We start from the raw sequence: 20,488 nt of genomic DNA, 5'->3' as shown, positions 1-20,488 counted from the left end.
CATCATGTCCGGCACCAGCATGGACGGTGCCGATGCGGTACTGGTCGATTTCAGCGGCGCGCGGCCGGCGGTGCTGGCGGCCGCCAGCCAGCCCTTCCCCGACACGCTGCGCGCCGCGTTCGGCGCCCTGCAGCAGCCGGGCGAGGACGAGATCCACCGCGAGGCCCTGGCCGCCAACGCGCTGGCGCAGGTCTACGCGGACTGCGTCGGCGCGCTGCTGCGCGAGGCACGCGTCGACGCCGCCTCGGTCGCGGCCATCGGCGCACACGGGCAGACCATCCGCCACCGGCCCGGCCTCTACGACGGCATCGGCTATACCCGCCAGAGCCAGCATCCGGCGCGGCTGGCGGAGCTGGCCGGCATCGACGTGGTGGCGGACTTCCGCAGCCGCGACCTCGCCGCCGGCGGACAGGGCGCGCCGCTGGTGCCGGCGCTGCATCACGCGCTGTTCGGCAGCGAGGCCGAGACCCGCGTGGCCTGCAATATCGGCGGCATCTCCAACATCAGCATCCTCACGGCGGCAGGCGGCCCCATCAGCGGCTTCGACTGCGGGCCGGGCAATGCGCTGCTCGACTACTGGATCGGCCGCCACCGCGGCCTGGCCTTCGACCACAACGGCGACTGGGCCGCCAGCGGGCGGGTCGACGCCGCGCTGCTGGCGCAGTGCCTGGCCGAGCCCTATTTCAGCGCGGCGCCGCCCAAGAGCACCGGGCGCGACCTGTTCCATCCCGGCTGGCTTGAAACGCGGCTGGCGGCATTCCCGCAGCTCGCGCCGGCCGACGTGCAGGCCACCCTGGCGGCGCTGACCGCCGAGGCCATCGCGCGCGACGTTCGCGCCAGCGCGCCCGCGGCACGGCGGCTGATCGTCTGCGGCGGCGGCGCCCGCAATGCCTTCGTGATGTCGCGGCTGGCGCAGGCCCTGCCGGGCGTGGCGATCGAGACCTCCGACGACTACGGCGTGCCGGTGTCGCAGGTCGAAGCCATCGCCTTTGCCTGGCTGGCGCGCCAGTGCCTGTTGCGCCTGCCGGGCAACGTCCCCACCGTGACCGGCGCCGCCGGGCCGCGCGTGCTGGGCGCGATCTACCCGCGCTGAACCCCGGCGCCGCCCTCCCCTGCATCGACCCAATCCATGAACGCCTGCGCCAGCGGCGACGCCCGCATGGCCGGCGAGTGCGCCAGCACCACGCGCTGCGGCGTCACCGGCTCGCGCAGCGGCCGGCAGGCGATCGGCATGCCGTCATAGCTGTGATCGCCCGCGGGCCGGGTGCACGACAGCGCCACCCCATAGCCATGCGCCACCAGTCCGCGCTGCATCTCGAAGGTCTGCGTGTACTGGTGCAGCGCCGGGCGCAGCCCTTGGGCCCAGAACAATGACAGGAAGTATTCGCGGGTCTGCGGGATGTCCTCGAGGATCAACCGCTCGGCGGCCAGGTCGGCGAGGCTGACATCGGCACCGCCTGCCAGCGGATGCGCGGCCGGAAGCAGCGCGTAGGGCGCCAGCTCCGCCAGCGTGCGGCGCTCGGTGCGGGCGTCGAGTCCCAGTTCATAGGTCACCGCCAGCTCCGCCTTGCCGGCCTGCAAGGTGCGGTGGACGGTGGCGAGGTCCGCCTCGAACAGCGTCACCGAGATGCCGGGATGGCGCTCGCGCAGCCCCGCCAGCAGGCGCGGCACGAAGTACGGGCCCAGGTCCTGGAAGCAGGTCAGCGACAACTGGCCGCTCAGGCCGCGGCCGGCGCCATCGTCGGCGGCAAGCCCCGCGGCCAGCGCAAGCACGTCGCGCGCCTTGCCCAGCAGGCGCTGCCCGGCCGGGGTCAGCGACAGCCCGCGGCTGACCTGCCGCCTGAACAGTGGCTCGCCCAGCGTGTCCTCCAGCTGTGCGATCGCGGTCGATACCGACGGCTGCGACACATGGCGCGCCCGCGCGGCGGCGCTGATGCTGCCGTGCTCCGCGGCGGCGACGAAGTACTCGAGCTGGCGGAAGGAGAAGGGGATCATGATTTCCTATATCGCAACATAGGAAATATATGCTTTTCCTATCCCTCGCGCTTGGTGATACTGGGTCCATCGCCCCCACACCTATCGCCATGGACATCACCCCCGAACAGATCGACACCTACCAGCGCGACGGCGTGCTGGTCTTGCGCGGCGCCTTTACCGACTGGGTGGAGCGCCTGCGCGAAGGCTTTGCGCAGAACCTGGCCGAGCCCGGCCCCTTTGCCATCGAGAACGTGCGCGCCGGCGAGGGCGGCCGCTTCTTCGAGGACTATTGCAACTGGCAGCGCATCGCCCCGTTCGCCGCGTTTATCCGCGAGTCGGCCGCGGCCGGCATCGCCGGGCGGATCATGCAGTCGCAGGCGGTGCAGGTGTTCCATGAGCACATCCTGGTCAAGGAGCCGGGCACCGCCAAGCCCACGCCATGGCACCAGGACCTGCCCTACTACTGCGTCGAGGGCACCCAGACCGCGAGCTACTGGATTCCGCTGGACCCGGTCACCCAGGCCAACACGCTGCGCGTGGTGGCCGGCTCGCATCGCTGGCCACGCCTGGTGCGGCCCAAGCGCTGGGCCAGCAACGAGAATTTCTACGGCGGCGACGATGCCTTCATGGAAATGCCGGACGTGGAGGACGGCAGCCACACCCTGCTTGCGCCGGAACTGGAGCCGGGCGATGCGGTGGTGTTCGACTTCCGCACCGTGCACGGTGCCGCGGGCAACACCGGCACCGGGCGGCGGCGGGCGTTCTCGGCCCGCTTCCTCGGCGACGACGTGCGCTTCATGCAGCGCCCAGGGCGAACCTCGCCGCCGTTCCCCGGCATCGGCCAGCAGACCGGCGAGCGCCTGCGCGAAGACTGGTTCCCGGTGGTCTGGCGCGCCCGGCAGTAGGGCGGCACGGCAAAGAAAAAACGCACCCGAAGGTGCGTTTTTTTGTGCAAGCGGGATCGCTCAGACCGAGAACGACGAGCCGCAACCGCAGGTGGTCGAAGCATTCGGGTTCTTGATCACGAACTGCGCGCCGTTGATGTCTTCCTTGTAGTCGATCTCGGCGCCGACCAGGTACTGGTAGCTCATCGAGTCGATCAGCAGGGTGACGCCGTTCTTGACCATGGTGGTGTCGTCTTCGTTGACTTCCTCGTCGAAGGTGAAGCCGTACTGGAAGCCCGAGCAGCCGCCGCCCTGCACGAACACGCGCAGTTTCAGCTCGGCATTGCCCTCTTCCTCGATCAACTGCTTGACCTTGTCGGCGGCGCTGTCGGTAAAGACGAACGGTGCCGGCACGTCCTCGGTAACGGGTGCCTCTGCGACTGCGTTCATGGGGTGTTCTCCTGTTTAGATACGCCTGTATTCTAAGCGCTACTGGGAAATCGTGCCGAAACCTTGTGTTTTCAAGGGGTTCCCGGCATCGACGTCGCCGCTACGCGGCCTTTTCAGTGGGACTGGCCTCGGCTGCCGGAGTTTCGCCGTCAGCAGCGGCCGTTTCGGTCACTTCGGCCACCGGCGCCGCCTCGACCAGGTTCGGCAACGCCTTGACCTCGGCCTGCACCAGCGGCATCAGCCGGCCCTCGACCAGCGCGCCCTGGTGCATTTCGAGCGCGGCATAGCGCACGTCGCCCAGCACCCGCGCCTGCGGCTGCAACTCCAGCAGGTCGCCGGCGTGCACCGGGCCCTTGACGGTGCCGTTCAACACCAGGTGGCCGACGCTGATCTCGCCCTCGACCATGCCCTTCTCGCTGACCACCAGCATGCTGGGCTTGCCCGGCGCCGCGGTCACGTTCCCGCGCACGCGTCCGTCCAGGCGCAGGCCGCCGGCAAACACCAGGTCGCCATCGATGGCGGTGTCTTCGCCAATCAGCGTATCGATCGAAAGGCCCTTCTTCTTGGAAAACAGCATGACTCTCGCTCCTCTCTCGTTCGTGCCAGGCTGGCCTCCCCGTGGCGCCATCGCGCCGGGAAGCCGGACTCGCCCTCGGCGACAGGGCGTGATTGTAGCCGCGTGCGGCCGCATACCCCACAAAAGTATGGCGGCCTGCTCACTATGACGGCAACACCGTGCCGGTTCCGTAGGCCGCGGGCGAAAAAAAAACCGCACGGCCAGCGTGCGGTTTTTCTGGTCTCGCAAGATCCGGCAGCGCCGGACCCGCGACAACGCATCAGCGCTTCGAGAACTGCTTGCGACGACGCGCCTTGTGGAAACCGACCTTCTTACGCTCGACTTCACGTGCATCGCGCGTGACATAGCCAGCCTTCGACAGGGCCGACTTCAGGGTCGCGTCGTAGTCGATCAGGGCGCGGGTGATGCCGTGGCGCACTGCGCCGGCCTGGCCGGTTTCGCCGCCGCCGGTGACGTTGACCTTGATGTCGAACGTTTCAGCGTGAGCGGTCAGTTCCAGCGGCTGGCGCACGATCATCAGCGAGGTTTCGCGAGCGAAATACTCTTTGATGGGCTTGCCGTTGACGACGATGTCGCCCTTGCCCGACTTGATGAAGACACGTGCCACAGCGCTCTTGCGGCGGCCAGTACCGTAATTCCAGTTACCGATCATGGATTGGCCTCCTTAGATTTCCAGCGCCTTGGGCTGCTGCGCTTCGTGCGGATGCTCGGCTTCGGCGTAAACCTTCAGCTTCTTGATCATCGCGTAGCCCAGCGGACCCTTCGGCAGCATGCCCTTCACAGCCTTTTCCAGGGCACGGCCCGGGAAACGCTGCTGCATCTTGCCGAACGTCGTTTCGTAGATACCGCCCGGGTAGCCCGAATGGCGATAGTACTTCTTGTCCGTTTCCTTGGTACCCGTGACACGCAGCTTGGCTGCGTTGACGATGATGATGTAATCACCGGTGTCGACGTGCGGAGTGAATTCCGGCTTGTGCTTGCCGCGCAGACGGCGTGCCACTTCGCTGGCAACACGGCCGAGGACTTTGTCCGTCGCGTCAATCACGTACCAGTCGCGCTTTACCTCATGAGGCTTGGCGGAAAAGGTCTTCATGATTTTTCCTGACTATTGGTTCGTGCCCGTAATCCGACTCGCGAAGGCTTGTGCTCGCCCCTGCAAGTCTTGTGGCCCCTGTGAGGGTGACCGGGTGCTGCTGTTCTTCCGCGGGCATGACGGAAAAGCCTTCGATTATACTGGCGCGCGTCGCGAGCGCACAAGCAAAGACTGAAGTTTTCGTCAAGATCGACGCCAAGCGCCGTGGCTCTGGGTCGCCCAATGCACCTGGAGTGCAAACGGCCTTTGTTCAGGCGAAAAAAAACCCAAGCTTTTGAGCTTGGGTTTGAATCCACCAAAGGAGGAGGGTGGAGGAGACACTTGGAGATCGACGGAGGGGACTGCGGGCGGTGCGGCGGGCTTGGCCTGGGGGCTTCGCTTTCGCACTCTGGCGCGCTGTCTGCGCCGTCGTTCAATGATTGGAATTATACCTAGGGTTTGCCCGGATGCAAGGGAAATTTGCAGTGCGAAACGTGATTTCGTATTACGAAAAGCTGCCAGGCCCTGCCCATCTGGAATCTAAACCTTAAAAATCAATAACTTAACAAACAAAGGAAGGTGTCATCGCAACGACACACTAGAGGAAACCCTCAGGTTTTCTAAGGTTATCGGCATCGATGCCCCGAACTTGACCTTGCCATATACTGGGAAAGCAAGATTCGAGATCACGCGCTTGTGATCGGAAACCGACAAGATAAAACACAGGAACGAACAAAATGGAATGCAAAGTAACATGGATGGGCACCGACGGTATGAGCTTCGTCGCCCAGACCGGCAGCGGCCACATCGTTGCGATGGACGGCGCCCCCGAAGGTGGCGGCCATAACCTGGCTCCGCGGCCCATGGAAATGGTGCTGCTCGGCACCGGCGGCTGCACCGCCTATGACGTGGTGCTGATCCTCAAGCGCGGCCGCCAGGACGTTACCGGCTGCAGCGTGCAGCTGCAGGCGGAGCGCGCCGGCGAAGACCCCAAGGTATTCACCCGCATCAACTTCCATTTTGTGGTGACCGGCAAGAATCTCAACCCCGCCACGGTCGAGCGCGCCATCAAGCTGTCGCACGAGAAGTACTGCTCGGCGTCGATCATGCTGGCCAAGACGGCCGAGATCACGCACACGCTGGAAATCGTCGAAGGCTGATGGAGGTTTGGCCGGCCCGGTGCGCCGCGCGGGCGCCGGGTCGTGCCGATGACTGAAGCAAAGCAGGCCGATAAGCCGGATTCTGTGCACACCGCCCGCCTTGCGGCGCGCGGCGCGTGACAACCATTCCTCTAGGCCGGCTGTTACCAGCCGGCTCCAGCTCCCTACCCGCAGACTCAGCGGGCCGCTTCATCGCCTGCCTATTTGGGATTGCTCCAGGTGGAGGTTACCGCGTTTCACCCTTCCCGCCGGGCGAACCCGGCGGCAAGACTCGTCTCTGTGGCCCTATTCCGCACGTTGCCGTGGATGGCTGTTAGCCAACACCCTGCCCTGTGGAGTCCGGACTTTCCTCCCCCTGCACCTTGCGGTGCAGGCAGCGGTTGCCTGGCCTGCTTTGCGGGCCGCAGTCTAACACCGATTCAATCGGGTTGCCGGTGTAAATCCCGCATGCGCCCGGGCCGGAACACCGCGGTGTCGGCATAGAAGTCGGGGGATGCGTTGTCGCCACACCATCCCGGGATCCCCATGAGCGGCAGCGGCGCAAAGCAACGGCCGCCGCGCAGCCTGCCGGCTGCCGCCGATTCTTGCAGCGACAACGCCACCGCCTTGTCCAGCTCGCCCTGCGCCACCAGCGGCAGCGTCCACGCATGTGCGGTCACGGCCTTGTACGGCCGCACCAGCTTTTCCAGCAGAGCATGGCCGAACGGCACCACCCTGCAGGTGGTGCCCCACGCGTGCCGGCGCCCGACAAAGAGCCGCTGCCAGGCAAACCCGCGCAGCGCTTGGGCAGGTTCGTCGTCTTCGCTCAGGAACAGTACCGCGTTCTCGTCGAACAGCGTGGCCGCGTCGCGTACACCGCCGCGCGCAGTCCGCACGCCTTCGCGCGCGATCACCGTGGCCTGGATCTGGTTGAGCACGCGCTTGGCCTGGGGGAAATGCAGCCAGACCAGGGCGTTGAAGAAATCATGGAGATTGTCGCGCGTCGGGACCTCGCCCGTGGCGTCGATATGCGCTTCGTAGGCGCGGCCCTCGGGCAGGGCCAGTTGCGGGACAAAGCGCAGCGGGAGGCCGCGCGCGTTGTGCAGGCCCAGCGCTACGGACTCGGCATCGAGCAGTCCGCGCAGGTCGGCCCCGCCCTGCACTGCCGCGGCAAGGGCTGCGCCGCGCGGGGCAAAGGGCTGGAACCATGGCCGGGACCACTCCACCCCGGCCAGTGCGGCGGCGAAGGATTCGCTCGCCGCGGTCGTCCCGTCTTGCAACGTCAAGTCGATCAGCGCGCCTTCCAGCGCAGCGTCTCGCCGCCGCGCAGCGGCACCAGGGTGGTGTCGCCATAGGGCAGCTCGGCCGGCAGCTGCCAGTCTTCCCGCTCCAGCGTCAGCGTGCCGGCGTTGCGCGGCAGGCCGTAGAAGGCCGGGCCGTTGAAGCTGGCGAAGGCTTCCAGCTTGTCCAGTGCGCCGGCGGCGTCGAAGGCTTCGGCATACAGCTCCATCGCGTGCAGCGCGGTATAGCAGCCGGCGCAGCCGCAGGCATGTTCCTTCAGGCCACGCGCGTGCGGCGCGCTGTCGGTACCCAGGAAGAAGCGCTCGCTGCCCGAGGTGGCGGCCGCCACCAGCGCCTCGCGATGGATTTCGCGCTTGAGCACCGGCAGGCAGTAGTAGTGCGGGCGGATGCCGCCGGTGAAGATGGCATTGCGGTTGTAGAGCAGGTGGTGCGCGGTGATGGTGGCGCCAACCGGGCCGCTCGCGTCGCGCACGTACTGTGCCGCATCCCTGGTGGTGATGTGCTCGAACACCACCTTCAGTTCTGGCATGTCACGGCGCAGCGGCGTCATCACCCGATCGATGAACACGGCCTCGCGGTCGAAGATATCGATGGCCGGGTCGGTCACTTCGCCGTGCACCAGCAGCGGCAGGCCTTCGCGCTGCATCGCTTCCAGCGCCGGATAGCAGCGGCGGATATCGGTCACGCCGGCGTCGCTGTTGGTGGTGGCGCCCGCCGGGTACAGCTTGACGCCGTGCACGAAGCCGCTGGCTTTGGCCGCCGCGATTTCCTCGGGGCTGGTGTTGTCGGTCAGGTACAGCGTCATCAGCGGCTCGAACTGCATGCCGGCCGGCAGCGCCGCCAGGATGCGGGCGCGATACGCCTGCGCCTGCGCCACCGTGGTTACCGGCGGCTTCAGGTTGGGCATGATGATGGCGCGGGCGAACTGGCGGGCGGTGTCGGGCAGCACGGCGGCCAGCGCCGCGCCGTCGCGCAGGTGCAGGTGCCAGTCGTCCGGGCGGGTGATGGTGAGCTTCTGGGTCATGGCTAGCTTGGGGCTGGCCGCGGGCGGCGGCCGGCGTTCGTCGAAATCAGAGAATCAGGATGGCGCGGTAGTCGTTGACGTTGGTGCGCGTGGGGCCGGTGACCACCAGGTCGCCGATGGCATCGAACAGGCCCCAGGCGTCGTGCGCGTCCAACTGGCGCTGGCCCGGCAGGCCGGCGGCCTCGGCACGCGCCAGCGTGGTCGGGTCGGCCAGCGCGCCGGCGTTGTCTTCCGAGCCGTCGATGCCGTCGGTGTCGGCGGCGATCGCGTGCACATCGGGCATGCCTGCCAGTTCGACCGCCAGCGACAGCAGGAACTCCGAGCAGCGCCCCCCGCGCGCCTTGCCGGCGCTGCCGGCCGGCAAAGTGACCGTGCACTCACCTCCGGAAATCAGCGCCACGGGCGGGGCGAACGGCGCATTGTACGCGCGAATCTCGCGCACCAGCGCCGCGTAGACCCGCGCCACTTCGCGCGCCTCGCCGGTCACGGTATCGCCCAGCACCACCGGCTTGATGCCGCGCTGGCGGAACAGCGCGGCGGCAGCCTCGAGGCTGCCATGCGCGGTGGCGATCATGATGTTGTCGACCCGATCGAACAAGGGGTCGCCGGGCTTGGGCGTCTCCGCCACCTCGCCACGCGCGCCGCGTTCCAGGTGCGACTGCACGCTGGCCGGCACCTGCGCGCCATAGCGGCGCAGGATCTGCAGCGCGTCATCGAACGTGCTGGGGTCGGCCACGGTCGGGCCCGACGCGATCGCGCTGGGATCGTCGCCAGCCACGTCCGAGACGATCAGCGTGGTCACCGGCGCCTGGCTCGCCTGCGCCAGCCGGCCGCCCTGGATGCGCGAGATATGCTTGCGCACGATGTTCATGTCGGTGATCGGCGCGCCACAGCGCAGCAATTCCCGGGTGGTCGCCTTCAGGTCGGCCATCGGGATGCCCTCGGCCGGCAGCGACAGCAGGCTCGAACCGCCGCCCGAGACCAGCACCAGCAGCCGGTCCTGCGGCGTCAGCGATTGCACCGCCGCAAGAATTTCGGCCGCGGCCTGCTCGCCCGACTCGTCGGGCACCGGATGGCCGGCCTCGATCACGCGGATATGGTCGGTCGGCATGCCATGCGCGTAGCGCGTGACCACCAGCCCCTCCAGCGTGGCCTTGCCGGCGTAGGCGCGCTCGACCGCCGCGGCCATCGAGGCGGCGGCCTTGCCCGCGCCCACCACCAGCGTGCGGCCACCGGCGTGCGGCGGCGGCAGGTGCTGCGCGACGATCCGCAGCGGATCGGCCGCCGCCACCGCGGCCTGGAAGGTTTCGAGCAGCAGTGCGCGGGCGTCCCCCGCGAACGCGGCGCTCACAGCGCCTCCGCGATGGCGCGGCCCAGGTCGGCGGTACCGGCTTTGCCGCCGATGTCGCGCGTCAGCGGCGCGTGCTCCGGCCCGGCCGCCAGCACCCGCTCGATCGCGCCCAGCACCGCGGCGCCGGCCTCGTCATGGCCAAGGTGCTCCAGCATCATGGCGCCGCACCAGATCTGGCCGATCGGGTTGGCCACGCCACGCCCGGCGATGTCCGGGGCCGAGCCGTGCACCGGCTCGAACAGGCTGGGGAAGGTGCGGTCCGGATTGATATTGCCCGACGGCGCAATGCCGATGGTGCCGGTGCAGGCCGGGCCGAGATCGGACAGGATGTCGCCGAACAGGTTGCTGGCGACCACCACGTCGAACCAGTCCGGATGCTGGACGAAATGCGCGGTCAGGATGTCGATGTGGTACTTGTCGACCTTCAGGCCGGGGTAGTTCGCCGCCATCGCCTCGACCCGCTCGTCCCAGTACGGCATCGTGATCGAAATGCCGTTGGACTTGGTCGCCGACGTCAGGTGCTTCTTGGGGCGCTTCTGGGCCAGTTCAAAGGCGAACTTCAGGATGCGGTCGACCCCGGTGCGGCTCATCACCGTTTCCTGCACCACGATCTCGCGCTCGGTGCCGGGGAACATGCGGCCGCCAATGCTGGAGTATTCGCCCTCGGTGTTCTCGCGCACCACGTAGAAATCGATGTCGCCGGGCTGTCGGCCGGCCAGCGGGCTGCGGATGCCCGGCATCAGCCGCACCGGGCGCAGGTTCACGTACTGGTCGAACGAACGGCGGAACTGCAGCAGCGAACCCCACAGCGAAACATGGTCGGGCACCGTGTCCGGCCAGCCGACCGCGCCGAAATAGATGGCGTCGTACTTGACCAGCGTGTCGAACCAGTCGTCCGGCAGCATCTTGCCGTGGCGGGCGTAGTAGTCGCAGCTGGAAAAATCGAAGTGATCCCACTGGAAGTCGATGCCGAAGCGGCGCGCCGCGGCGTCCATCACGCGGATGCCCTCGGGCATGACTTCCGTGCCGATTCCGTCTCCGGGAATCACGGCAATCTTGTATTGGCTCATCGTTCTCGGGATTGCTAGCAGGTATGTCGGCGCCATGGCTGGCGACATTGGCACCGCGGGGGGAGCGTCCGCGGTTGCTTGGCAGCGGCGCGGGCGCGCGGGATAATGCCTGCATTCTATTGCAAAGCGGCAGCCCCCTGCCGTCCGGTGCCCCGACATGTGCCAGCTGCTAGGCATGAACTGCGCCACGCCGACCGACGTGACGTTCTCCTTCACCGGCTTTGCCGCGCGCGGAGGCCTGACCGACCACCACGCCGACGGCTTCGGTGTCGCCTTCTTCGAAGACAAGGCCTGCCGCCTGTTCATCGACAACCAGTCCGCCGGCACCTCGCCGGTGGCGGACCTGATCAAGCGCTATCCGATCAAGTCCAAGAACGTCATCTCGCATATCCGCAAGGCCACGCAGGGCACCGTGCTGCTGGAAAACTGCCACCCCTTCATGCGCGAGCTGTGGGGCCGGCACTGGATCTTCGCCCACAACGGCGACCTGCACGGCTTCACCCCGTTCCTGTCCGGCGTCTACCAGCCGGTGGGAGACACCGACAGCGAACTGGCCTTCTGCACGCTGATGCAGGGCCTGCGCAAGCGCTTCCCGGGCTCGCAGCCGCCGCTGAACGAACTGGGCCACGCGCTGGCCGACATCACCCGCGACATCACGCTGCACGGCGTGTTCAACTACCTGCTGTGCAACGGGCAGGCGCTGTTCGCGCACTGCTCGACCCGCCTCTACTACATCGTGCGGCAATGGCCGTTCTCGACCGCGCACCTGATCGACGCCGACCTGTCGATCGACTTCGCGCAGGTCACCACGCCGGACGACCGTGTCGCCGTGATCGCCACCGCGCCGCTGACCGACAACGAGACCTGGACCCAGTTCGCCCCGGGCGAGCTGATCATGTTTGAGGACGGGCGCCCGACCATGACGCTGACCGTGCCGATCCCGCCCGAAGTCCAGGCCAAGAACGCCGCCAATACGGCTTGTACCTGAGCCATCCGGCACAAGGGAAAAAGGGACGCCGAGGCGTCCCTTTTTCATCAGGCTGGCAGGCCGTTCAGTGATGCAGGATCTTCGACAGGAACTGGCGCGCGCGCTCGGAACGGGCGTCGATATTGCCGAAGAACTCTTCCTTGTCGGCGTCCTCGACGATCTTGCCCTGGTCCATGAAGATCACGCGGTTGGCCACCTTGCGCGCGAAGCCCATCTCGTGGGTCACGCACATCATGGTCATGCCTTCCTGCGCCAGCTGCACCATCACGTCCAGCACTTCGTTGACCATCTCCGGGTCCAGCGCCGAGGTGGGCTCGTCGAACAGCATGCAGATCGGGTCCATCGACAGCGCGCGCGCGATCGCCACGCGCTGCTGCTGGCCGCCCGACAGCTGGCCGGGGTACTTCTCCGCCTGGCTCTTCAGGCCCACGCGCTCGAGGTACTTCAGGCCCTTGGCCATGGCCTCGTCCTTGGAGCGGCCCAGCACCTTCATCTGCGCGATGGTCAGGTTCTCGGTGATCGACAGGTGCGGGAACAGCTCGAAGTTCTGGAACACCATGCCGACGCGCGAGCGCAGCTTGGGCAGGTTGGTCTTGGGATTGCCCACCGAGGTGCCGTCGACCAGGATGTCGCCCTTCTGGAACGGCTCCAGCGCGTTGACGGTCTTGATCAGCGTCGATTTGCCCGAGCCCGACGGGCCGCACACCACCACCACTTCACCCTTGGCAACCTTGGTGGTGCAGTCGGTCAGCACCTGGAAGGAGCCGTACCACTTGGAAACGTTATTAATCTCGATCATACGGCCACCTTTTTCTGATAACGCTTGACCAGCAGCGAAGCGGAGAAACAAATGATGAAGTACACCAGGCCGGCGAACAGCAGCATCTCGACGATACGGCCGTCGCGCTCGCCGATGCCGTAGGCCTGGCCGAAGAAGTCCGCCAGCGCGCTCACGTACACCAGCGACGTATCCTGGAACAGGATGATGCCCTGCGTCAGCAGCAGCGGCACCATGTTGCGGAACGCCTGCGGCAGGATCACCAGCCGCATCGACTGCCCGTAGGTCATGCCCAGCGCCTGCGCCGCGAACATCTGCCCGCGCGACACGCTCTGGATCCCCGCGCGGATGATCTCGGAGTAGTACGCCGCCTCGAACAGCGCGAACGCCACCAGCGCCGAGGTCATGCGCAGGTCGGTCGCCGGCGACAGGTTGAAGAGGCCCTGCAGCACCTGCGGGATGATCAGGAAGAACCACAACAGCACCATCACCAGCGGGATCGAGCGGAAGATGGTCACGTACCCCTGGGCGAACCAGTTCAGCAGCCGGAACGACGACAGCCGCATCATCGCCAGGATGGTGCCCCAGATGATGCCTACCACCACCGCGGTGACGGTGATCTTCAGCGAGACCATCATGCCCTCGCCCAGCACATGCAGCGTGGCCGGGTTGATCGAGGTGAAATCGAAGGAATAAGCCATGGCGCCCCCTTACTTGCCGCCGATGAAGCCGGGCACGCGCGTGCGGGCCTCGACCCAGCGCATCAGCAGCATCACCGTGATGTTGATCAGCGCGTACATCAGCGTGACCGCGATGAACGACTCATACGGGCGCGCGGTGTAGTCCACCAGCTGGCGCCCCTGCGCGGCCAGCTCGAGCAGGCCGATGGTCGACGCCACCGCCGAGTTCTTGAAGATGTTCAGGAACTCGGAGGTCAGCGGCGGCACGATCACGCGGAATGCCATCGGCAGCAGCACGTGGCGGTACGTCTGCGGCAGCGTGAAGCCCATCGCCAGGCCGGCGTTCTTCTGACCGCGCGCCAGCGAGTTGATGCCCGAGCGCACCTGCTCGCACACCCGCGCGGCGGTAAACGTCCCCAGGCACAGCATGGCGGCCAGGAACTGCTGCGCGAACGGGTTCATCTGCTTGATCGCCTCGCCGCCGGGCAGCAGCTCGGGCGCGACAAAGTACCAGATGAACAGCTGCACCAGCAGCGGGATGTTGCGGAAAATCTCGACATAGGTGGCGGCAATGCCGGCCAGCCATTTGTTCGGCACCGTGCGCAGCACGCCGAGCACCGAACCGATGACCAGGGCAATGACCCAGGACGAAAGCCCCAGCGCGAGCGTGACCTTGAGACCTGAGATCATCCAGTCCAGGTAGGTCTCGTTCTGGGCGGCCTGTTCGAGGAAAACTCCCCAATGCCAGTTGTAGTTCATGTTGCGTCCTCAAAAAGAAACGGAAGGACGAGCCTTCCGTTTCGCAGTGCTGTCAACGGCAGGTCAGTCCAGCGCCTTGTCGTTAGGCGCCTTGATCAGCGTCTTCATGTCTTCGGACAGCGGGAAGTCCAGGTTCAGGCCCTTGGGCGGAACCGGTTGCATGAACCACTTGGTGTACAGCGTGTTGATCGAGCCGTCCTTCATCATGCCGGAGATGACGTTGTCGGCCAGCTTCTTGAACTGCGGGTCGTCCTTGCGGATCATGCAGCCATAGGACTCGCGCGATTGCGGCTTGCCGACGACGATCCAGTCGGCCGGGTTCTTGGCCTTGGCGCGTTCGCCGTACAGCAGCGCGTCGTCCATCATGAAGGCGACCGCGCGGCCCGATTCCAGCGTCAGGAACGACTGGCCGTGGTCCTTGGTGCTGATGATGTTGACGCCCAGCTTCTGGTCGTCGTTCATCTTGCGCAGCAGGCGCTCCGACGTGGTGCCGGCGGTGGTGACGACGTTCTTGCCCTTCAGGTCGGCCCAGTCCTTGATGCCGGCATCCTTCTTCACCATGATGCGTGTGCCGATGATGAAGATGGAATTGGTGAAGGCGACCTGCTTCTGGCGTTCCAGGTTATTGGTGGTCGAGCCGCACTCGATATCGATGGTGCCGTTCTGCAGCAGCGTGATGCGGTTCTGCGAGGTGATCGGGATTTCCTTGACCTGCAGGGTCGGCAGCTTCAGCTGGTCCTTGATGGCTTCCACGATCTTCATGTTGATATCGTAGGAATAGCCGACCTGGCGCACGCCGCCCAGGTTGTAGTTGAACGGAATCGACGATTCGCGCACGCCGAGCGTGATGACGCTGGTGTCCTTGATTTTCTTCAGCGTGCCCGTCAGTTGTTCGGCTGCCTGTGCCGTCCCGCACATTACGCCCCCGGCAATCATCAGGGCAGCCAACTTGGCGAAATTCATAACATCTCCTTGACCATGAAGAGAAAGCGGGATTCTAAGAATAAAACCCCCACTGGTGAAACAGTATTGCGCAGCATCCGGCGCAATACAACTGGGTTTTCTCCTAGAACCTCACTTCGGGGCAATCCGTGCGCAGCGCGTCCGGATACGACAACGCGGCCTCCGGCGCTTGCCGGAGACCGCGTCTGGCGGTCATGAAGCCGGGGTCCGGGGACGATTATTGCACTGCACCATGCGAGTGCCTCGCCCCGGGCCTGCCTGCCCCGATCAGGGGTACAGGCCGCGCATCTCACGCGCCTGCAGGATCCGCGTACAGGCCACGATGAACGCCGCCGTGCGCAGCGTCACCTTGTTTTCCTGTGCCACTTGCCAGATTGCCCGGAAGGCTTCTTGCATGATCCGTACCAGGCGCTGGTTGATCTCTTCCTCGGTCCAGAAGAAGCTGGAGAAATCCTGCACCCATTCGAAGTAGGACACGGTCACGCCGCCGGCGTTGGCGATAACGTCCGGGCAGACCAGGATATTGCGCTCGCGCAGGATGTCATCGGCCTGCGGCGTGGTCGGGCCGTTGGCGCCCTCGATCACCAGCTTTGCCGTGATCTTCGGCGCGTTTTCGGCGGTGATCTGGCCTTCCAGCGCGGCCGGGATCAGGATGTCGCAGTCGACTTCCCAGAACTGCTCGGTCCGCAGGACTTCGCCGCGGAAGCCGTCGATGGTGCCGCTGTGCGACGCGTATTCCATCATCGCCGGCACGTCCAGGCCGGCCGGGTCGAACAGCGTGGTGCGGTGGTCCTGCACCGCCACCACCTTGGCGCCGGCCTCATGGAACAGCTTGGCGGCGACCGCGCCGACGTTGCCGAAGCCCTGCACCGCCACGCGCGCGCCCTTGACCTCGAGGCCGATATTGCGCGCGGCCTCGGAGCCGACCACGAACACGCCCCGGCCGGTGGCCTCGTGGCGGCCCAGCGAGCCGCCCAGCGAGATCGGCTTGCCGGTCACGACGCCGGTCGAGGTGCTGCCCGAATTCATCGAATAGGTGTCCATCATCCACGCCATCACCTGTGCGTTGGTGTTGACGTCGGGCGCCGGGATGTCCTTGCTCGGCCCGATGATGATGTTTATTTCACTGGTGTAGCGGCGCGTCAGGCGTTCCAGCTCCGCGTGCGACAGCGTGCGCGGGTCGACGCGGATGCCGCCCTTGGCACCGCCGTACGGCACGTTGACCGCCGCGTTCTTCACCGACATCCAGGCCGACAGCGCCATCACCTCGGACAGCGTCACGTCCTGGTGGAAGCGCACGCCGCCCTTGCCCGGGCCGCGCGACAGGTTGTGCTGCACCCGGTAGCCCTCGAAATGGGCGATGGTGCCGTTGTCGAGCTCGATCGGAACATCGACGATCAGGGCGCGCTTGGGACGCTTGAGGGTCTCGACCCAGCGCGCCAGCGAACCCAGGTAGGGCGTGACGCGGTCGACTTGCTGCAGGTAGATGCCCCAGGGGCCGAGGTTGTCGGCGTTGAGGTAGGACGGGAGTGCGTGCTTTTGGCCAGCAGTGTTGGTCGGTGCTGCGGAAGACATCGGGTGGGTTCCGGGGTGGAAGATGGGCGCAAGCTTAGGCTTGGCGGCGGCCCCGAATCCAATGCCGTTTGCTCATCGGGTTATGCAGGACGCGCATAACCTTGGAGCAAACCGTCGCTACGCCGAGGTCAGGGTCCCCCACACCTGGTCCACCAGCTGCCGCTTGCGCCGCGCCCCGGCGCGCCGCTCGCCGCCGTTCTCGCCCGGCTTCTCCCGATACAAGCGGATTTCCATGTCGATCGACAGCGGCAGGCCGCGCGCCGACTCGGCCCGCACCAGCCGGCCCGCCGCGACGTCGTCGCGCACCGCGCTTTCGGGCAGGAAGGCCATGCCGTGGCCGGACAGCGCCATCACCTTGAGCGCCTCGGCCATATCGGTCTCGTAGCATTTGTCCAGCTTGAGCGCCTCGGCGGTTTCAGCCAGCAGCAGGTCGACCATGCGGCCGAGGAAGGCGTTGGGCGTATAGCTGAGGAACGGCACCGGCTTCTTGTCGGTGCCCGGCAGCCGGAACAGGGGCTTGCCGGCGGGGTCCGGAACGCTGTAGGGCGATAGCCGTTCGGTCCCGAGCACCAGCATGTCGTACCGCGCCGGATCCAGCTGGATGGCCTGGCGCGCGTGGTGGTAGACCATCACCAGGTCGCAGCCGCCCTCGACCAGCATCAGCACCGCGTCATGGACATTGAGCGCGCGCAGCCGGCACGGCAGCGTGCCGAGCTTGCGCTCCAGCGCCTTGAGCCATTCCGGGAAGAAGGTCAGCGACAGCGTGTGCGGCACCGCGAATTCCAGCACCTGCGCATTGGCCGAGCGCTGGCCGCGCATCAGCGCTCGGGTTTCGCTGACCTGCGCCAGCATCGCCAGCGCCTGCTCGTAGAACACCTTGCCGGCCGGGGTCAGGCTGGTGGGATAGCTCGAGCGGTCGATCAGCTCGGTGCCGACCCACGCCTCCAGCGACTGGATCCGGCGTGAGAACGCCGGTTGCGTGACGTGGCGTAGTTCGGCCGAGCGCGAGAAGCTGTGCGTCTCGGCCAGGCTGACGAAGTCTTCAAGCCATTTGATTTCCATGACGCGGATTATCCACCGGCGCGCGGCGCTTCGCCAGCCGCCGCCTCAACCCCGGTGGGCCCAGCCGGTCATGCGCTTCTCCACCACCGCGAACAGCTCGTACATCGCCATCGCCATCACCGCGATCACCACCAGCCCGGCAAAGGCCAGCGGCATCTTCATGGCGGAGCCGGCCGACACCAGCAGGTAGCCGATGCCCTCGTTGGCGGCATTCATCTCCGACACCGTGGTGCCGACAAAGGCCAGCGTGATCGCGACCTTCAGCGAGGCGAAGAAGTACGGCAGCGCGCGCGGCAGGCCGACCTTGAACAGCACGTCGCGCCGCTTGGCGCCCAGCACGCGCAGCACGTCTTCCAGTTCCGGCTCGAGCGTGGCCAGGCCGGTGGCGATATTGACCATGATCGGGAAGAACGAGATCAGGAACGCGGTCAGGATCGCCGGGCCGGCGCCCAGCCCGAACCACACCACCAGGATCGGCACGAAGGCGGCCTTGGGCAGCGCGTTGAAGGCGGTCATCAGCGGGTAGCTGGCGGCATAAAGCAGCCGCGACGAGCCCATCGCCAGCCCGAGCAACACGCCCACGCCTATGGCCACGGCAAAACCCGCCATGGTGGTCCAGAAGGTGCGCCACGCATGGCCAGCGATTACGTCCGCGTAGTCGACCAGCGCGGTCGCGATCGCGGTCGGCGTCGGCAGGATGAAGTCGGAGACATCGAAGGCCATGCACGCGCCCTGCCATAGCAGCAGCACCGCGGCCAGCAGCAGCCACGGCGCCACGCGTTGCACGCGGCGCTCTTGCGCGGAAGTCAAAGTCATCATCATCGTCGGGTCTCAGTGTTGGCGCACATGGCCTATTTTCTCGCGCAGCGTGTGCACCAGTTCGGCGAAGGGCTCGGTATAGGTCAGCTCGAGATCGCGCGGGCGCGGCAGGCTGATCTCCTTGCGCAGCACGATGCGGCCGGGGCGCTGGCTCATCACGTAGACCGTGTCGGCGAGGAACACGGCTTCGCGCAGGTCGTGCGTGACCAGGATCACGTTGAAGCGCTGCGCCTGCCACAGGTCGCGCAGCACGCACCATAGTTCTTCGCGGGTGAAGGCATCGAGCGCGCCGAAGGGCTCGTCGAGCAGCAGCATGCGCGGCTGGTGGACCAGCGCGCGGCAGATCGAGGCGCGCTGCTGCATGCCGCCGGACAGCTGCCACGGGTACTTGTCCTCGTAGCCGCCCAGGCCCACGGTATGCAGCAGCCGGCGGGCGCGGTCGACGTATTCGTCGCGCCTGGCACGCAGGGTCGAACGGTAGGGCTCGACGATCTCCAGCGGCAGCATCACGTTGTCGAGCGTGGTGCGCCATGGCAGCAGCGTCGGCGCCTGGAAGGCCATGCCCACCTGCTTGAGCGGCCCGCTCACTTTCTCCCCGGCAATCCTGACTGTGCCGCGCGTGGCTGGCCTCAGTCCGGTCGCCAGCTTCATGAAGGTGGACTTGCCGCAGCCGGACGGGCCGACGATGGCGATGAACTCGCCCGGCGCGGCCTGCAGCGACAGGTCTTCCACCGCGAACTCGCCCTGGCGCGCGAGCGCGTCGTCATAGGCCAGCCAGACCCGATTGAAATCGACGAAGGGCTCGACGGGCGCGGACGCCGCCGCCGCGGCAGTCGCGGGGGCCGGCATGGATTCAGCCAGGCGCGCCATCATCGCAGCACATCCAGTTCGGCCGCGCTCGGCAGGTACGCGTCGGTCCACAGCGCATCGGGGTTGATACGGCCCTTGGTGCCGAAGGCATCGGCCACCTGCGAGGCCATCAGCGACAGGCGCGGCTTGCTGATGCGGCCAAAGCCTTCGGCCCTGGCGTCGGGCGACTGGACCACGCTGTCCAGCGCCAGCTTCAGGCGGCGCGTTTCAAGCTTCTCGTCGATGATGCCGTCGCGCGCCTTGAGCGCCCGGATGCCCTCTTCCGGACGGGCGATCACTTCGCGCGCCGACTTGCTGAAGGCGCGCAGGAACGCCTTCACCGCCTCCGGGTTCTTCCTGATGAATTCCTCGGAAGCGATCACGGCGTTGCCGTACAGCTTCACGCCGAACTGCGGGTATGGCAGCACCACGATGTCCTCGTCCTTCACGCCGCGCGCATTCAGGTTCAGGATCGACGTGAACGAAAAGCCAGTGATGGCGTCGAGGTCGCCGCGCACCAGCATGGTCTCGCGCAGCGTCGGGTCCATCGCCTGCCAGTTGAACGACGATGCCTGCAGGCCGTTGGCCCGGGCGAAGATCGGGAAGGCGCGCCGGCCGGCGTCGAATACCGGCGCGCCCAGACGCTTGCCAGCCAGGTCCTTCGGCGCGCGGATGCCCGACTTCTTCAGCGCCAGGATGGCCGCGGGCGTGTTGTTGTAGACCATCATCACCGCCACCGGCTTGTTCTTCGCGTCGGGATTGTTGCCGTAGAACTCCATCACCGACGACATGTCGGCGAAGCCCATGTCATAGGTGCCCGAGGCCACGCGGTTGACCACGTTGCCCGAGCCGTTGCCCGCATCGATCGAGACCTCGAGCTTTTCGGCCTTGTAGTAGCCCTTCTGCTCGCCGAGCAGGAACAGTGCCGCCGGCCCTTCGAAGCGCCAGTCGAGCTGGAATCTGACCTTGGTGGCCGCGGCCTGCGCATGGGCGGCGCCGGCGAATTGTGTCGACAGCACCAGGCTGGTGCCGAGCATGGCGCCCAGCTTCAGCAGCCGGCGGCGTGCCGGACGTGTAGCGGGCTTACCGGCGTTCTTGCTGACGGCCGTGAAAACTGCGGACGACACTTGCGCAGCGCGGGATGGGGCCATGGCATCTCTCCGTGGATA

The 20,488-nt window shown here is 66.5% G+C and carries 22 protein-coding genes and 1 other RNA gene; 4 read left to right on the top strand and 19 right to left on the bottom strand.

All coding sequences use genetic code 11. The features are described 5' to 3' along the window. Window positions 1-4 precede the first annotated feature (4 nt). Window positions 5-1,093 (top strand): anhydro-N-acetylmuramic acid kinase, encoded by a 1,089-nt coding sequence (locus tag CBM2588_RS03630; RefSeq protein WP_231942156.1) that lies wholly within the window; start codon window positions 5-7, stop codon window positions 1,091-1,093. On the opposite strand, the gene CBM2588_RS03625 is transcribed toward CBM2588_RS03630, so the two are convergent. Further along, a complete protein-coding gene (locus tag CBM2588_RS03625) occupies window positions 1,081-1,995 on the bottom strand; it encodes a LysR family transcriptional regulator (protein WP_115679389.1) in 915 nt (304 codons plus the stop codon). The genes CBM2588_RS03630 and CBM2588_RS03625 overlap by 13 nt on opposite strands. 89 nt (window positions 1,996-2,084) lie before the next feature. Here CBM2588_RS03625 and CBM2588_RS03620 point away from each other — a divergent pair, with 89 nt between their 5' ends. Beyond that, on the top strand, window positions 2,085-2,882 hold the full coding sequence (locus CBM2588_RS03620) for a phytanoyl-CoA dioxygenase family protein (protein WP_115679388.1): 798 nt from the start codon (window positions 2,085-2,087) through the stop codon (window positions 2,880-2,882). A gap of 60 nt (window positions 2,883-2,942) precedes the next feature. On the opposite strand, the gene erpA is transcribed toward CBM2588_RS03620, so the two are convergent. The 4 genes from erpA to rplM all read right to left on the bottom strand — a co-directional run bounded on the left by erpA (window position 2,943) and on the right by rplM (window position 4,981). Beyond that, a complete protein-coding gene (gene erpA / locus CBM2588_RS03615; protein WP_010813904.1) occupies window positions 2,943-3,311 on the bottom strand; it encodes an iron-sulfur cluster insertion protein ErpA in 369 nt (122 codons plus the stop codon). Between the two features lie 100 nt (window positions 3,312-3,411). Beyond that, on the bottom strand, window positions 3,412-3,888 hold the full coding sequence (locus CBM2588_RS03610; RefSeq protein WP_115679387.1) for a bactofilin family protein: 477 nt from the start codon (window positions 3,886-3,888) through the stop codon (window positions 3,412-3,414). A gap of 259 nt (window positions 3,889-4,147) precedes the next feature. After that, complete coding sequence (gene rpsI / locus CBM2588_RS03605) at window positions 4,148-4,540, bottom strand: 30S ribosomal protein S9 (protein ID WP_012351769.1); 393 nt, start codon at window positions 4,538-4,540, stop codon at window positions 4,148-4,150. Between the two features lie 12 nt (window positions 4,541-4,552). Further along, window positions 4,553-4,981 (bottom strand): 50S ribosomal protein L13, encoded by a 429-nt coding sequence (gene rplM, locus CBM2588_RS03600; RefSeq protein WP_010813907.1) that lies wholly within the window; start codon window positions 4,979-4,981, stop codon window positions 4,553-4,555. Between the two features lie 716 nt (window positions 4,982-5,697). On the opposite strand from rplM, the gene CBM2588_RS03595 reads away from it, so the two are divergent. Beyond that, the gene (locus CBM2588_RS03595) at window positions 5,698-6,120 is read left to right on the top strand and encodes an OsmC family protein (RefSeq protein ID WP_115679386.1); all 423 of its coding nucleotides are present in this window, start codon (window positions 5,698-5,700) and stop codon (window positions 6,118-6,120) included. Between the two features lie 55 nt (window positions 6,121-6,175). Here CBM2588_RS03595 and rnpB read toward each other — a convergent pair. The 5 genes from rnpB to CBM2588_RS03570 all read right to left on the bottom strand — a co-directional run bounded on the left by rnpB (window position 6,176) and on the right by CBM2588_RS03570 (window position 10,846). Continuing rightward, an RNA gene (gene rnpB / locus CBM2588_RS03590) (RNase P RNA component class A) lies at window positions 6,176-6,516 on the bottom strand. 23 nt (window positions 6,517-6,539) lie between these two features. After that, entirely contained in the window at window positions 6,540-7,385 is an 846-nt protein-coding gene (locus tag CBM2588_RS03585; RefSeq protein ID WP_439897423.1) for a DUF3025 domain-containing protein, read from the bottom strand. 5 nt (window positions 7,386-7,390) lie between these two features. After that, a complete protein-coding gene (gene pyrC / locus CBM2588_RS03580; RefSeq protein ID WP_115679384.1) occupies window positions 7,391-8,425 on the bottom strand; it encodes a dihydroorotase in 1,035 nt (344 codons plus the stop codon). A gap of 46 nt (window positions 8,426-8,471) precedes the next feature. Further along, on the bottom strand, window positions 8,472-9,776 hold the full coding sequence (locus tag CBM2588_RS03575; protein ID WP_115679383.1) for a glycerate kinase type-2 family protein: 1,305 nt from the start codon (window positions 9,774-9,776) through the stop codon (window positions 8,472-8,474). After that, window positions 9,773-10,846, bottom strand: a complete 1,074-nt coding sequence (locus tag CBM2588_RS03570; RefSeq protein ID WP_115679382.1) for a tartrate dehydrogenase — start codon at window positions 10,844-10,846, stop codon at window positions 9,773-9,775. Before CBM2588_RS03570 ends, CBM2588_RS03575 begins: the two co-directional genes overlap by 4 nt. A 157-nt stretch (window positions 10,847-11,003) precedes the next feature. On the opposite strand from CBM2588_RS03570, the gene CBM2588_RS03565 reads away from it, so the two are divergent. Further along, complete coding sequence (locus CBM2588_RS03565; protein ID WP_115679381.1) at window positions 11,004-11,834, top strand: class II glutamine amidotransferase; 831 nt, start codon at window positions 11,004-11,006, stop codon at window positions 11,832-11,834. 64 nt (window positions 11,835-11,898) lie between these two features. On the opposite strand, the gene CBM2588_RS03560 is transcribed toward CBM2588_RS03565, so the two are convergent. The 9 genes from CBM2588_RS03560 to CBM2588_RS03520 form a co-directional block, all read right to left on the bottom strand. Then, window positions 11,899-12,633, bottom strand: a complete 735-nt coding sequence (locus tag CBM2588_RS03560) for an amino acid ABC transporter ATP-binding protein (RefSeq protein ID WP_115663026.1) — start codon at window positions 12,631-12,633, stop codon at window positions 11,899-11,901. Continuing rightward, the gene (gene gltK, locus CBM2588_RS03555) at window positions 12,630-13,313 is read right to left on the bottom strand and encodes a glutamate/aspartate ABC transporter permease GltK (RefSeq protein ID WP_115679380.1); all 684 of its coding nucleotides are present in this window, start codon (window positions 13,311-13,313) and stop codon (window positions 12,630-12,632) included. Before gltK ends, CBM2588_RS03560 begins: the two co-directional genes overlap by 4 nt. Before the next feature lie 9 nt (window positions 13,314-13,322). Beyond that, window positions 13,323-14,051: an amino acid ABC transporter permease gene (locus tag CBM2588_RS03550; protein WP_115679379.1), complete on the bottom strand. Its 729-nt coding sequence runs from the start codon at window positions 14,049-14,051 to the stop codon at window positions 13,323-13,325. A gap of 63 nt (window positions 14,052-14,114) precedes the next feature. Further along, complete coding sequence (locus tag CBM2588_RS03545) at window positions 14,115-15,014, bottom strand: glutamate/aspartate ABC transporter substrate-binding protein (protein WP_115679378.1); 900 nt, start codon at window positions 15,012-15,014, stop codon at window positions 14,115-14,117. A gap of 267 nt (window positions 15,015-15,281) precedes the next feature. Next, entirely contained in the window at window positions 15,282-16,589 is a 1,308-nt protein-coding gene (locus CBM2588_RS03540; RefSeq protein WP_115679377.1) for a Glu/Leu/Phe/Val family dehydrogenase, read from the bottom strand. Between the two features lie 117 nt (window positions 16,590-16,706). After that, complete coding sequence (locus tag CBM2588_RS03535; RefSeq protein WP_115679376.1) at window positions 16,707-17,651, bottom strand: LysR family transcriptional regulator; 945 nt, start codon at window positions 17,649-17,651, stop codon at window positions 16,707-16,709. A gap of 45 nt (window positions 17,652-17,696) precedes the next feature. Then, a complete protein-coding gene (locus CBM2588_RS03530; RefSeq protein WP_172583603.1) occupies window positions 17,697-18,470 on the bottom strand; it encodes an ABC transporter permease in 774 nt (257 codons plus the stop codon). Window positions 18,471-18,482: 12 nt separating this feature from the next. Further along, the gene (locus tag CBM2588_RS03525; RefSeq protein WP_439897422.1) at window positions 18,483-19,343 is read right to left on the bottom strand and encodes an ABC transporter ATP-binding protein; all 861 of its coding nucleotides are present in this window, start codon (window positions 19,341-19,343) and stop codon (window positions 18,483-18,485) included. Beyond that, window positions 19,340-20,470: an ABC transporter substrate-binding protein gene (locus CBM2588_RS03520; RefSeq protein WP_172583556.1), complete on the bottom strand. Its 1,131-nt coding sequence runs from the start codon at window positions 20,468-20,470 to the stop codon at window positions 19,340-19,342. The genes CBM2588_RS03525 and CBM2588_RS03520 overlap by 4 nt, the downstream gene beginning before the upstream one ends. Between the last annotated feature and the right edge of the window lie 18 nt (window positions 20,471-20,488).

This window comes from Cupriavidus taiwanensis (genome assembly GCF_900250075.1).
Taxonomy (GTDB): domain Bacteria; phylum Pseudomonadota; class Gammaproteobacteria; order Burkholderiales; family Burkholderiaceae; genus Cupriavidus; species Cupriavidus taiwanensis_C.
This window is presented reverse-complemented; position numbering and strand designations above follow the sequence as displayed.